This is a genomic window from Hyphococcus sp. (assembly GCF_965228385.1).
Taxonomy (GTDB): Bacteria; Pseudomonadota; Alphaproteobacteria; order Caulobacterales; family Parvularculaceae; genus Hyphococcus.
Genome location: NZ_OZ245810.1, coordinates 1,505,313 through 1,517,016, shown reverse-complemented (window position 1 = coordinate 1,517,016; position 11,704 = coordinate 1,505,313). Strand labels below are relative to the sequence as shown.

The window sequence follows — 11,704 nt, the reverse complement described above, 5'->3', positions numbered from 1 at the left end:
ATAATTTACGGCAGGAGGGCGATATGAAATTTATGATGACCGTATTGGCGGCGCTTGCGCCGGGTTTAGCCGTCGCGCAGGAAACTGCGCCCCCAAGATGCGATTACGGCGAAGTCCACGAAAATGCGCCGCCGGAAACCGCGCAATTCGATTTTCTGATCGGCGATTATCAGATTTTCTTGCATCAATGGCAGGGTGAAAACTGGTCTCCGGCCCTGCCGGGCAAAACGGCGCGCTGGAATGGCTGGTATGGCCTCGGCGGCATGGCCATTGTCGATGAGTGGTTTAATCCCGATCCGGCGCAGGATCCGGACGCGCCGCGCGGCGTCAATGTCCGCATGTATGATCCTGATGCGCAGGAATGGGACATGATGTGGATAGCGACCGGCGGCCGTCAGGTTCAGGATCTTCGGGCCAAGGTAATAGATGGCGTACTGACGATGTGGCAGGAATATCCTGACCGTCCGAATTTCCGGGCCGAATTTATTATCGATGACGCGGATCAGTGGTCGCGTATTACATACGGCAAGGACGATAATGATGAATGGGTCAAGACGTTCAAGCTGGCTGCGGTGCGTATTCCATGCGACGCAGAATAGCCGCTGCGCGCTGTGTTGATATCATTACCGGCGACAATATCGTCAGCGTGGAAAGGAAGTATGCGGACGAAATTACTAATGCGGCGGCTATAGCGGCGTGACGGGCGACTATATTATCGATTCCGTAATTTCGCTGGCGGCTATCGGGCTGATGGTGTTTGTCGCATGGGTCATGTTCCGCACGCCTTTCAAGCCGGTGACGCAGGAAGAAGCGCGCGAGCGGCTGGCCTTTGATGAACCGGATTTTACGCCGGCGCACTGGCTCGTCGACGATAAAGGTAAAGCCGTTTTTGTCGAAGGGGCGGATGGCGATTATGCGCTGGTCTCCAGGCTTGGGCTCGACCTTGTGACGCGCCGTTTTCAGGGAGAGGCGGTGCGGGCGACAGAACAGTCCGGCGCGCTGCGGATTAAGCCGCTCGATCCGGGCTCGCGCGCCGTCACCGTAAGCGCGCCTGAAGCTGCAGCATGGGCTCGAAAATTCGTCTGAAGACATGATATAAAGCCCGTATGGAGTTCCCGGATATCATCGCCTACGCCGTGCCGGCGTTTCTCGTTCTGGTGCTGGCGGAAATTATTCTGGCGCGTTTGCTGAAGCGCGGCCGGTATGAAGCGCGCGATTCCGCCGCCAGCCTGATTATGGGTTTTGGCAGCGAGTTGGCGCCGTTGCTGGGCGGCGCCGCCATTGTGCTGGCGGTGTTCACTGCAGCGTATGAATTTCGCCTGATGGAAATTCCAAACGTCTGGTGGGCGGTGCTGCTTTGCTTTGTGCTGGATGATTTACGCTATTATTGGTGGCATCGGATAAGCCATGAGCGCCGTTGGTTCTGGGCAAGTCACGTGGTTCACCACTCATCCCAGCATTATAATCTGACAACAGCGCTGCGCCAGACATGGACAGGTCAGATACTGGGACCGGTATTGTTTCGCACGCCCCTGGTGCTGATCGGGTTTCACCCTGCCATGGTTCTTTTTGTCGGCGCCATAAACCTGCTTTATCAATTCTGGATTCATACAGAGCTTGTTAAGCGCATGGGTCCATTCGAGTGGGTTTTTAACACGCCAAGTCATCATCGGGTGCATCACGCAACGAACCCTAAATATCTGGATGCAAATTACGCGGGAACGTTGATTATCTGGGACCGGATCTTCGGCACCTTCATCGAAGAAGACGCGCAGGAAAAACCGCGTTACGGAATTATCAAAAATCTGGGCACATATAATCCCATCACGATCTCATTCCATGAGTGGCTCGGCATAGGCAAAGACGTCTATTCCGCTAAATCGGTCAGGGAGGTGCTCGGTTACACTTTCGGGCCGCCCGGCTGGTCTCCCGACGGCTCTCGATTGACGTCGCGCATGATCAAGGAACGCTGGAGCCGGTTACAGGGCGAAGACTTATCCCCAGCGCCAGAAGACAGCCCGCCCGCCGCAGTTCAGCCGGCTGAGTAGAAAAAAGGGGAGGGCTTAGCGCGAATACGCGCAAGGGTTGAATTTCGCCCATTTTCGCCCAAATCGCCGCGCTTTAGCCATGCTTGCCCGCATTTAATCAAAAAAAATTCGAACATTTGCCGATCTGAAGTGTGAGTCTCCTGATTGAGAGAATTAAGGAGGCGGCTATGCCCACCACGATGTTCATGAGCGCTGTAACGGGAATTCTGGCTGCGGCTGGTGTAGCGGGCGTATCCTTTATTGGCGTCAAAGACACGCCAGCATACGAAAATGGAAGTTTAAACAGGCTTTCAGCAGAAGAGGCGTCCGTGCATGCAGAACGTGTTTTCAAGCGTTCAGACCGGAACGGCGACAATGTTCTTGATGTGAACGAATTTGCGGCCCTGACGATTGTGACCGCCGAGCTCGCCAATCTTAATGGATTTATTTCCGTTGAAAATGATGCGGCTGTTAAAACAATTTCTCTTTCCAGCGGCAAACTGTCCGCACTTTCGTCCAGCGAACATGCACGTATTGATGCTGTCGCGCGCCGGACTTTTTACACATTTGCAGGCGCTGATGGAAAGTTGCAGAATGAAGAATTCATCCAGTTGCAGGATACCATTTTTAGATCTTCGGACTTGAATACAAATGGCGCGCTGACCCGTTCAGAGCTTTCAATCTTTGCACGCCGTCAGGCTTACTTGCGCCCCGAAGCTTGAGGAAAGTCACCCTCGGCGCTGCTGCCGGAGACCATAGAGCATCGGCGTCGGCCGGGCATGGTTTAATCAGTTTGCAGATTGTGTTTTTTTATAATACCGCGCATTTGATCGTAAGTAAGCGATAACGCCTTGGCGGCTTTTGTTTGATTGCCGGCATATTTTTGTAAGACCTCGCCGGCAATTTCTTTTTCGATCGCATACAGATATGCGCGCAAGTCAGATACTTTTTCACTCCAATTTGTCGTATTCGTTGAACCGGCGGGCTCGTCTACGTCTGTATTTTTTGTCTCATCAATGGCGCCGAAAGCAGCTTCAAAAGGATCGATGATGATCTGATCGATAGGCGCTTTTGAACCGCTGTCCGCCCAAAAATATATGGCCCGTTCAGCGGCGTTCTTGAGTTCGCGCACATTCCCCGGCCAATGATATGCTCTAAGCTGCGCTATGCCTGACGGAGAGAACCCGGGAAATTCAACGCCAAGTTCGGATGCAACCCCTTGCGCAAAATATGCCGCCAATAATGAAATATCTTCAGGGCGCTGGCGCAAGGGCGGAGCAAAAACAACATCAAACGCGAGCCGGTCTAGTAAATCAGCTCTGAATTTTCCTTGCCTGGCGGCGTTTCGCAAATCAACATTTGCAGCGGCTATTACTCTGACATCGGCTTGCCGCGTTTCTTCACCGCCAATTCTCTCATATTCGCCATATTCGATTACGCGCAGCAGCTTTTCCTGCACACGGAGCGACGCTGAAGCTATTTCGTCCAAAAAGAGCGATCCGCCTTGCGCCCTTTCAAATCGTCCTTTGTGACGTTTTGTTGCTCCGGTGAAAGCCCCGGCTTCATGGCCAAATAATTCACTCTCAAGCAATTCTTCGCTCATTGCGGCGCAGTTGACTTTGATGAACGGGCCATCCCAGCGCGACGATAAAAAATGAATGCGTGCGGCGAATAATTCCTTGCCCGCGCCCCGTTCTCCGACCACCAGGACAGGCCGATTAACCGGAGCGACTCTTGATGCATGGTCGAGGGCATCAAGAAAAATTTTTGATTGGCCTATGAGGTCAGGCGGTTGTGGATGGGAACGCATAGGTAATTCTACCATATATGTGGCAAAAATAACCTTAAATTGGCGAATATCACACCGGTGAATTCATAAAAAAGTTATGAAAATTAAAATAAAGTGTTTAAAAACAACAAACTACAGAATTCTTCCGAAAGTGGCATGCTTTTCGCAAAAGAGTTAATATCGGGACAACATGCTTGCTTGAAAAGGAGAAACCCAATGAGCCGATACAGGTCCGACTACCGATACTGGGAAGATCGACTTGATCGCACCCTTCGCGGACGGTCAGGTTTTGCCTGGGGCGCTTTTTTCATCGGCGTAATTATCGGCGGCGTTATATTTTAGGAGTAAATAAATGGGCGTTTTTTCAAGGCTAAGCGACATCATCAATTCCAACATTAATTCCATGTTGGACAAAGCTGAAGATCCGGAAAAAGTTGTAAGGCTGATTATTCAGGAAATGGAAGACACGCTCGTTGAGGTGCGCTCAAACGCAGCTCGCGCGCTTGCCGACAGAAAAGAAGTAACTCGTAAAAGAAATGAGTTTGTATCTCGCGGCAAAGAGTGGGAAGTCAAAGCAGAATTAGCTATTTCTAAAGGGCGCGAAGATCTGGCCCGAGGCGCAATTTCCGCCCGGCGCAAAGCTGCTGAGATGATTGATTTATTGGATCATGAACTCAAAGCTATAGATGAGACAGTCGGTAAAACAAATGAAGACCTTGAAAGGCTTCAAAACAAGCTAAAAGAGGCGCGCGCAAAGCAACGATCTCTAGAAATTCGCCGTTATGCGGCGTCTGATAGCGTGCGCATAAGCCGTCAGGTTAATGACGGCCGCATCGAGGAGGCTTTGTCCAAATTTGATCGGTATGAACATCGTATTGATGAGCTAGAGGCTGAAGCTGAAAGCTGGGCTTTGGGCCGTCCCCGTACTTTAGAAGAGGAATTTTCGGAACTCGAATCTGAAGATGCGGTCAATGCTGAATTGGAAACCTTGAAAAAGCGCGTTGCAAACCGCACTTCGACGGGCGGGCAAGGTTGAATTAGGGCTGAAAGGGCGCATCCATGAACGAGTTACTAGTGCCAATTGCGATAGTTGCCATCATATTTGTGGCAATGCCGGCGGTGTTTTTGCACTACCAAACAGAGCTTCGAAAAACAAAAACTATTTCAACCGACGATGAACGACTTGTGGATGATCTCTGGAAAACGGCGCAGCGGCTCGAGCGGCGCGTGGACGCGCTTGAGACGATTCTCGATAAGGAAACACCAGACTGGCGAAAAGATTATCCGGAGCGTCCGCATGCCTGATCGCCATTATCATCACCATCATTATCATTCGCGCGATCGTGATCGTTACGCCCATTCCGCTGGGCAACCTGGGCCGGGCCCGAATTTTCATAGGCTGAGGCGGGATACAAAACGCGGTGTTATCGCTGGGGTTTGTTCTGGTTTCTCCAACTATTTCGGATGGAACGTGAAATGGGTGAGGGTATTATCCGTGCTCATCACAATATTTTTTTTCCCACTTCCTGCAATAGCATATCTCGCTGTTGCACTCTTGATAAAAACCGAAGAACTGCATGCAATAGTAATCGATGAAGAAACAGAACGTTTCTGGAGGACGTTTTCCACCAGGCCAAAAGCAACTTTCTCAGATCTAAAACACCGCTTTCGCGCATTGGACACCCGCATAGCAGATCTTGAGAGTACGGTAACATCTGATGAATACGGACTGAACAAAGCATTTCGCGATCTTGAGCGAGGCGTCTAATCGGCGTGTGGAAATAGCATTAAACTTTTAATATCAAAAAAATGGCGATCACATTTTTATGTGGTTAAGGAGCGATGATATGTCTGTATTGGTGGTCACGGCAAAAGCTCTACTGCTTGTCCTGTTTGCAATGACGGTTTTCACAACATTAGCGATATTCTTGGACTTCGAGCCGACGCGCGACACTATGAGCATCTGTAGAAAAGATATTGCACCCATTTGTTTATTCACTATTTTTTAGAGTGATAAGGCGCTTGCTCCAAGCTCTCTCGCTGGCTAGGGTGAATATTCATTCATGAGCGGCATGCCAGCAGCTCCAGCGAGGACGCAGCGGATGACATCTAAAAGGCGCAATGTTAGCGCTGCCGACAGCATTTTAAACGAGCCACCGCACAGAAAAAAAACTGCTAGAACAGCGCCAGGCAACTCCTCACAAAAAATACATCGGCGGCAAGGGTTAAGGTTTGCAGCACTTGATCTTGGTACGAATAATTGTCGATTGTTGATAGCGGCGCCAAGTAAGAATGGGTTACGAATTGTAGATGCATTTTCTCGGATTGTACGTCTTGGAGAAGGTCTAACCCAGACTGGAATGTTATCTCAAGATGCAATGGCCCGCACACGCGAAGCCTTAATAATATGTGCGGAAAAGATCAAACGACGCGGTGTATCTCATATGCGCTGTATAGCAACGCAGGCATGCCGAGCGGCCGGCAATGGAGCGACTTTTCTTGATAGTATTGAAACGGAAACAGGCTTAACATTTGACATTATTTCGACAAAGGAAGAGGCGCGTCTTGCTGCATCAGGGTGCGCAGAGTTACTGGATCCAAATGTTTCCGCAGGTTTAGTGTTTGATATAGGGGGAGGCTCTACTGAAATTTCATGGATGCGCAAACTGCACGATAAACATGAAGTCGTTGCGTGGACGTCACTGTCGTTTGGTGTGGTTACGCTATCGGAGAACTGGGGCGGTAGGGAAATTGATAGGGCTACCTATCGGGCTATTATTGAGAAAATACGCCATGAAATTAGAGCAGTTGGCGATCCGGCGGGTCTACAACATTTTTTTCAGAATGATGATGCTCATGTATTGGGCACATCGGGAACCGTAACTTCAATCGCAGGCGTATTTCTCGGCTTAAAGCGGTACCGCAGAGACAAAGTTGATGGGCTCTGGCTAGATTCGAAAGAAGCGCTGGCGACAGCAATAAGACTACAGACCATGAATTTTGAGGAGCGGGCAAAAGAACCCTGTATTGGGCGGGATCGGGCCGATCTGGTGGTTTGTGGTTGTGCTATTCTTGAAGCTTTGCTGTTGGAATGGCCGTCTAGCCGCATTCGTGTGGCGGATCGCGGATTGCGAGAAGGGATACTGGCTGATCTCGCAGAGCAAGCGGGAAGAGCGTAATAGTTCTGCTTGAAATGAATTAGAAACTTGGGTGCGGGGAGAGGATTTGAACCTCTGACCTTCAGGTTATGAGCCTGACGAGCTACCGGGCTGCTCCACCCCGCGCCAACTTTCTTTATCCCAAAGAGTGAATTTGTTTGTAATTCGCAATTTGGAATTCGGGGTATAGCGAAGGCCTTGAGGGCGGGCAAGGGGGAGCAAAGGTATTTTTATTGTTATGGCGTCGAGCAGCTTTTCGGTTCGGTTAAGGGGCATTGAAATTCGGCGGGTATAGTTTTGATTGGTGATTGCAAAAGGCAATAAAAGGGCTATTCCGGTATTCATTAGAATTTCGCTGGGGCTAGGTCATGGCGTGGCGAATTAAACCTGCCCATGAGGCTATACTGCTGTTTAATGTAGCTCAATGATTTCAACGGATCCATCATTGAGTTTCAAGGCGATCTCGCCGCTTTTCAGCCGCAGCGCCATGTCTCCGAAAATTTCACTCCGCCAACCTTTAAGCGCCGGCACATTCGCGTTGTCGTTTATAGCGATTTTTTCCAAATCCGCCGTAGCGGCAATTAGCTTCGGAGCAACTTGAAATACTTCACACTGACGTTTTAGTAAAACTTTTAAAAGCTCCAAAACATCTGCAGGGATTTTATCTCGTTCTGATTTTTCTATTTGAGGCAAGCAATCCTTCTTCAGACGCTGGCCTTTTTCTATAGCATTGATGATTGCTGCGCCTGATCGAGAACGCTCAAAACCTGAAGGTATGGATCTTGCGCGCGACAAACTTGTTGTATCCTTCGGTTGGAGACGAGCCAACTCGAAAATCGCATCGTCTTTTAAAATGCGATTTCGTGGAATGTTTTTTGTCTGTGCTTCATTTTCTCTCCACTCGGCGAGCTTTACGATAGCGCCCATTTCTTTCGGACGTACGCCTTTAAGTTTCAGCCGTTTCCATGCTTTTTCGGGTTTAACAAAATACATATCGTCGTCATTTAGCCCTTTCATTTCTTCTTCCACCCAGTGCTTTCGGCCTTTTTCTTCTAAAAAACGTTTCAAAATTGGGTAGGCTTCTCTTAAGTAAGTGACATCCGACAACGCGTAAGAAAGCTGGGCGTCAGTTAGAGGTCGCCGCGACCAGTCTGTAAATCTGGACCCTTTATCGATTTTGGCTTTCAACAATGTTCGCATCAATGGCTCGTAACCAATCTGATCGCCAAAGCCGCAAGCCATCGCTGCAATTTGTGTGTCAAAAAGCGGGGCGGGAACTTTACCCAGAAGCCTGTAAAAAATCTCCAAGTCCTGGCGTGCTGCGTGAAATACCTTCGTGACGCTCTTGTCTAACAAGACATCCAGAAATGGAGTTAGATCAATGTCCTCAGCCATAGGGTCAATGATCGCCTCAGTTCCCGGAGCCGCAGCCTGAATTAGACATAAAATAGGCCAGTAGGTTTTTTCCCGCATGAATTCGGTGTCAACAGCGGCAAAAGGCTGATCTCTCAACTCTTTGGAGAATTTCCGTAGCTCTTCGGTGGTTGTGATGATATGCATATAGCGCGCTTCTATCTCACGCTGTCAGCAAAAAGAAGGTGCCTTGGCAGGTCAAAATTGAGATAACAAAGCAGATGATTTTTTTCACTTTATTCCAATCGAAGATTATCACATAAACCTGTAAAGTAAGCTTTACATTATATTTATATGTAGTGAAGTTTTTTAACGCTAAAGTTACGGCCTTGACTTTGCATTGCAGCGTTGCCAATCCGGCTCAATAAAATTCACAAGGGGATACCATGCACGCCTATCGCTCGCACAATTGCGGCCAACTGCGCAAATCCGAGGTTGGTGAAACCGTTCGTTTATCCGGCTGGGTGCACCGGAAGCGCGATCATGGCGGCCTGTTATTTATCGATTTGAGAGACCACTACGGGCTGACTCAGTTGGTAGTGGAGCCGGAAGCGCCGTTTTTCAGTGAAATTGAAAAAGTTCGACAGGAAAGCGTCATAAAGGTAGACGGCCGTGTAGTGGCCCGCGAAGCTGAGGTCGTGAATGCAAATCTGCCGACAGGCGATATCGAAGTGCGCATTGACGCCTACGACGTGATGTCAGCCGCTGACGATTTGCCGCTGCCTGTCTTCGGCGAACCGGACTACCCGGAAGATATTCGTATGCGGCATCGATATCTCGATCTGCGCCGCGAAACCTTGCATGATAACATTATGTTGCGCGCCGCTGTGATACGTGAAATTCGGCGTGGCATGGAAGACAAGGGATTTACGGATTTTCAGACCCCGATACTGACTGCCTCATCTCCAGAAGGCGCGCGCGATTTTCTTGTGCCATCGCGGCTGCATCCAGGCAAATTTTATGCGTTGCCCCAAGCACCTCAAATCTTCAAACAGCTTATAATGGTTTCCGGCTTTGATCGCTATTATCAAATTGCACCATGCTTTCGGGATGAAGATGCGCGGGCTGACAGATCCGCAGGAGAATTCTATCAACTCGATCTGGAGATGAGCTTTGTAGAACGTCAGGATGTCTTTGATGCTGTAGGGCCAGTAGTTGAAGAAACTTTTACAAAGTTTGCAGGAGAGCGCAGCGTTACAGAATATCCGTTCCCATTAATTGGCTATGACGAAGCCATCCTTAAATATGGAACAGATAAGCCAGATTTGCGCTGTCCGATCGAGATGCAAGTCGTTTCTGATCATTTTCGTGGATCCGGTTTTAAGATTTTTGCGCAGATTCTAGACGCCGACCCGAAAAACGAAATACGCGCTCTCCCAGCGCCGGGTGGCGGGAGCCGCGCTTTTTGCGACCGTATGAACGCATTTGCTCAAAAAGAAGGTCTTCCTGGAATGGGCTATATGATCTTCGACGAAGATGAAGTGAAGGGGCCGCTTGCAAAGAATATTGGGGCCGAACGCGCGGAAGCGGTGCGTAACCAATTAGGATTGAATGCTGGCGATGCTGCATTCTTTCTTGCCGGTAAAGCCTCTGACTTCGTCGCGGTCGCCGCTAAAGCACGTGTCGCGATCGGTAATGAATTGAATCTCACAAAGAAAGACTCATTTGAACTCGCCTGGATTGTCGATTTCCCTATGTACGAATGGGATGAAGAAAACAAAAAAGTTGAATTCGGCCACAATCCGTTTTCAATGCCCCAAGGCGGTTTGGAAGCGCTCGAAACGGCGAGCACCGATGAAGAGAAACTTGCTATCAAGGCCTATCAGTACGATATCGTCTGCAATGGTTATGAACTCGGTTCTGGCGCGATCCGCAACCATCGCCCCGATCTCATGTACAAAGCGTTCGAGATTGCGGGGTACGGTAAACAAGTGGTCGAAGATAAATTTGGAGGCATGTTGAACGCTTTTAAATATGGCGCACCCCCTCACGGAGGTTGCGCTTTGGGGATTGAACGTATTGTCATGTTGCTCTGCGAACAAGAAAACATTCGTGAAGTGACGATGTTCCCGATGAACCAGCAAGCTGAGGACTTATTGCTAGATGCGCCCGCTAGCGCTTCGGAGCAACAATTAAAAGACGTACATATACGCGTCGTCATGCCGATCACAGACAAGAAAGACTAAGGCGCAGAGATGGTCACAATTTCAAGTGATTTTGATAGCGGAAATATAATTCCTTTTGATATATCCGATCCATCGAATTTAGAACTTGAGATTAAACCGGACGGTAAGGCTGATTTTTATCAGTGGTTTTATTATCGAGTCGATGGCGCCGCCGGTCAGCCTCTGACAATGCGGCTCAAAAATGCATTTGGCGCGTCGTATATAAATGGTTGGAAAAACTACAATGCCGTTGCGTCATATAATCAGGAAAGCTGGTTTCGTGTAGAGTCGTCTTTTGACGGGCGCGAGTTAACTATCAAGCATGCTCCAGATCAAGATATTGTCTTTTACGCCTATTTTGCGCCTTATCCGACGGCACGGCACCGAGCGTATGTAGAGACTCTCAAAGCTTCTTCACTGCTTTCGCATCAAGTAATAGGCCGTACACTGGATGGACAAAGTATTGATTATTTTAGAGCTGGCGAGGGAACTCGCGAATTCTGGGTTATTGCGCGACAGCATCCCGGCGAAACGATGGGTTCGTGGTGGATGGAAGGATTTCTTGATCGACTTTCGGATGAGAACAACGCCGCAGCCAGAACGCTCTTGGATAAAGCAACGGTTCATATCCTTCCTTGCATGAATCTTGACGGCGTACGCCGCGGCCATTTGCGCACGAATGCTGCGGGCAAAGACTTGAACCGCGCCTGGCGAAATGCGAGCATGGAAGATTGCCCTGAAGTCTTTCTCGTACGCGAACGAATGCGCGAAACCGGCGTCGATTTTTTCCTTGATGTGCACGGCGATGAAGCGATACCCAATAATTTTCTCGATAACGCCAAAGGTATTCCATCCTGGAATGACGTTCATGAGAAAAGGTTTGAGCGATACTCATCCCAATTATTAGAGATCAGCAAAGACTTCCAGACTAAAGACGGTTATCCAGCTTCTGCGCCAGGACAGGCCAATCTTGATGTCGCCAATTCTTATGTGGCGGAAACGTGGGACTGTCTTTCAATGACTCTTGAAATGCCTTTTAAGGATGCGGCAGTGAACCCTGATCCTGCCCGGGGCTGGTCGCCTGAGCGGTGCCGTCATTTTGCCGGTGAACACCTTCGCGTTATGGCCGATATTGCCAATTTTTTGCGTTAA

At 49.3% G+C, this 11,704-nt stretch carries 13 protein-coding genes and 1 tRNA gene; 11 read left to right on the top strand and 3 right to left on the bottom strand.

Annotation, left to right across the window (positions count from 1 at the left end; genetic code table 11):
* Positions 1–23: 23 nt before the first annotated feature.
* The 4 genes from ACQK2Q_RS07080 (at position 24) to ACQK2Q_RS07065 (ending at position 2,749) form a co-directional block, all read left to right on the top strand.
* Positions 24–599, top strand: coding sequence for a hypothetical protein (locus tag ACQK2Q_RS07080; RefSeq protein WP_425409044.1), 576 nt, complete (start codon positions 24–26; stop codon positions 597–599).
* 97 nt (positions 600–696) lie between these two features.
* Complete coding sequence (locus tag ACQK2Q_RS07075) at positions 697–1,086, top strand: hypothetical protein (RefSeq protein ID WP_425409043.1); 390 nt, start codon at positions 697–699, stop codon at positions 1,084–1,086.
* 20 nt (positions 1,087–1,106) lie between these two features.
* A complete protein-coding gene (locus ACQK2Q_RS07070) occupies positions 1,107–2,048 on the top strand; it encodes a sterol desaturase family protein (RefSeq protein ID WP_425409042.1) in 942 nt (313 codons plus the stop codon).
* Between the two features lie 167 nt (positions 2,049–2,215).
* Positions 2,216–2,749: a hypothetical protein gene (locus tag ACQK2Q_RS07065; RefSeq protein WP_425409041.1), complete on the top strand. Its 534-nt coding sequence runs from the start codon at positions 2,216–2,218 to the stop codon at positions 2,747–2,749.
* A gap of 62 nt (positions 2,750–2,811) precedes the next feature.
* On the opposite strand, the gene pspF is transcribed toward ACQK2Q_RS07065, so the two are convergent.
* Positions 2,812–3,837 carry a phage shock protein operon transcriptional activator gene (pspF, locus tag ACQK2Q_RS07060; protein WP_425409040.1) on the bottom strand — a complete coding sequence of 342 codons (1,026 nt, stop codon included), beginning with the start codon at positions 3,835–3,837 and terminating at the stop codon, positions 2,812–2,814.
* A gap of 195 nt (positions 3,838–4,032) precedes the next feature.
* Between pspF and ACQK2Q_RS07055 the strand changes: the two genes are divergently transcribed.
* The 5 genes from ACQK2Q_RS07055 to ACQK2Q_RS07035 all read left to right on the top strand — a co-directional run bounded on the left by ACQK2Q_RS07055 (position 4,033) and on the right by ACQK2Q_RS07035 (position 6,995).
* Positions 4,033–4,158 carry a hypothetical protein gene (locus tag ACQK2Q_RS07055; protein ID WP_425409039.1) on the top strand — a complete coding sequence of 42 codons (126 nt, stop codon included), beginning with the start codon at positions 4,033–4,035 and terminating at the stop codon, positions 4,156–4,158.
* Between the two features lie 10 nt (positions 4,159–4,168).
* Positions 4,169–4,852: a phage shock protein PspA gene (pspA, locus tag ACQK2Q_RS07050; RefSeq protein ID WP_425409038.1), complete on the top strand. Its 684-nt coding sequence runs from the start codon at positions 4,169–4,171 to the stop codon at positions 4,850–4,852.
* Between the two features lie 23 nt (positions 4,853–4,875).
* Positions 4,876–5,121 carry an envelope stress response membrane protein PspB gene (pspB, locus tag ACQK2Q_RS07045; protein ID WP_425409037.1) on the top strand — a complete coding sequence of 82 codons (246 nt, stop codon included), beginning with the start codon at positions 4,876–4,878 and terminating at the stop codon, positions 5,119–5,121.
* On the top strand, positions 5,114–5,584 hold the full coding sequence (gene pspC / locus ACQK2Q_RS07040; RefSeq protein ID WP_425409036.1) for an envelope stress response membrane protein PspC: 471 nt from the start codon (positions 5,114–5,116) through the stop codon (positions 5,582–5,584). The genes pspB and pspC overlap by 8 nt, the downstream gene beginning before the upstream one ends.
* A 334-nt stretch (positions 5,585–5,918) precedes the next feature.
* Entirely contained in the window at positions 5,919–6,995 is a 1,077-nt protein-coding gene (locus tag ACQK2Q_RS07035) for a Ppx/GppA phosphatase family protein (RefSeq protein ID WP_425409035.1), read from the top strand.
* Between the two features lie 28 nt (positions 6,996–7,023).
* On the opposite strand, the gene ACQK2Q_RS07030 is transcribed toward ACQK2Q_RS07035, so the two are convergent.
* Together ACQK2Q_RS07030 and rnd are read right to left on the bottom strand one after the other, a co-directional pair.
* A tRNA-Met gene (locus ACQK2Q_RS07030) sits at positions 7,024–7,100 on the bottom strand.
* A gap of 285 nt (positions 7,101–7,385) precedes the next feature.
* Complete coding sequence (gene rnd, locus ACQK2Q_RS07025) at positions 7,386–8,534, bottom strand: ribonuclease D (RefSeq protein ID WP_425409034.1); 1,149 nt, start codon at positions 8,532–8,534, stop codon at positions 7,386–7,388.
* A gap of 239 nt (positions 8,535–8,773) precedes the next feature.
* Here rnd and aspS point away from each other — a divergent pair, with 239 nt between their 5' ends.
* The gene (gene aspS, locus ACQK2Q_RS07020) at positions 8,774–10,573 is read left to right on the top strand and encodes an aspartate--tRNA ligase (protein ID WP_425409033.1); all 1,800 of its coding nucleotides are present in this window, start codon (positions 8,774–8,776) and stop codon (positions 10,571–10,573) included.
* Between the two features lie 9 nt (positions 10,574–10,582).
* Positions 10,583–11,704, top strand: coding sequence for a M14 family metallopeptidase (locus tag ACQK2Q_RS07015; RefSeq protein WP_425409032.1), 1,122 nt, complete (start codon positions 10,583–10,585; stop codon positions 11,702–11,704).

Excerpts from the sequence above, each read along its gene's own strand:
- ACQK2Q_RS07080 (WP_425409044.1), top strand. The coding sequence starts at position 24 with ATGAAATTTATGATGACCGTATTGGCGGCGCTTGCGCCGGGTTTAGCC.
- ACQK2Q_RS07070 (WP_425409042.1), top strand. The coding sequence starts at position 1,107 with ATGGAGTTCCCGGATATCATCGCCTACGCCGTGCCGGCGTTTCTCGTT.
- ACQK2Q_RS07065 (WP_425409041.1), top strand. The coding sequence starts at position 2,216 with ATGCCCACCACGATGTTCATGAGCGCTGTAACGGGAATTCTGGCTGCG.
- pspF (WP_425409040.1), bottom strand. The coding sequence starts at position 3,837 with ATGCGTTCCCATCCACAACCGCCTGACCTCATAGGCCAATCAAAAATT.
- ACQK2Q_RS07055 (WP_425409039.1), top strand. The coding sequence starts at position 4,033 with ATGAGCCGATACAGGTCCGACTACCGATACTGGGAAGATCGACTTGAT.
- pspA (WP_425409038.1), top strand. The coding sequence starts at position 4,169 with ATGGGCGTTTTTTCAAGGCTAAGCGACATCATCAATTCCAACATTAAT.
- pspB (WP_425409037.1), top strand. The coding sequence starts at position 4,876 with ATGAACGAGTTACTAGTGCCAATTGCGATAGTTGCCATCATATTTGTG.
- pspC (WP_425409036.1), top strand. The coding sequence starts at position 5,114 with ATGCCTGATCGCCATTATCATCACCATCATTATCATTCGCGCGATCGT.
- ACQK2Q_RS07035 (WP_425409035.1), top strand. The coding sequence starts at position 5,919 with ATGACATCTAAAAGGCGCAATGTTAGCGCTGCCGACAGCATTTTAAAC.
- rnd (WP_425409034.1), bottom strand. The coding sequence starts at position 8,534 with ATGCATATCATCACAACCACCGAAGAGCTACGGAAATTCTCCAAAGAG.
- aspS (WP_425409033.1), top strand. The coding sequence starts at position 8,774 with ATGCACGCCTATCGCTCGCACAATTGCGGCCAACTGCGCAAATCCGAG.
- ACQK2Q_RS07015 (WP_425409032.1), top strand. The coding sequence starts at position 10,583 with ATGGTCACAATTTCAAGTGATTTTGATAGCGGAAATATAATTCCTTTT.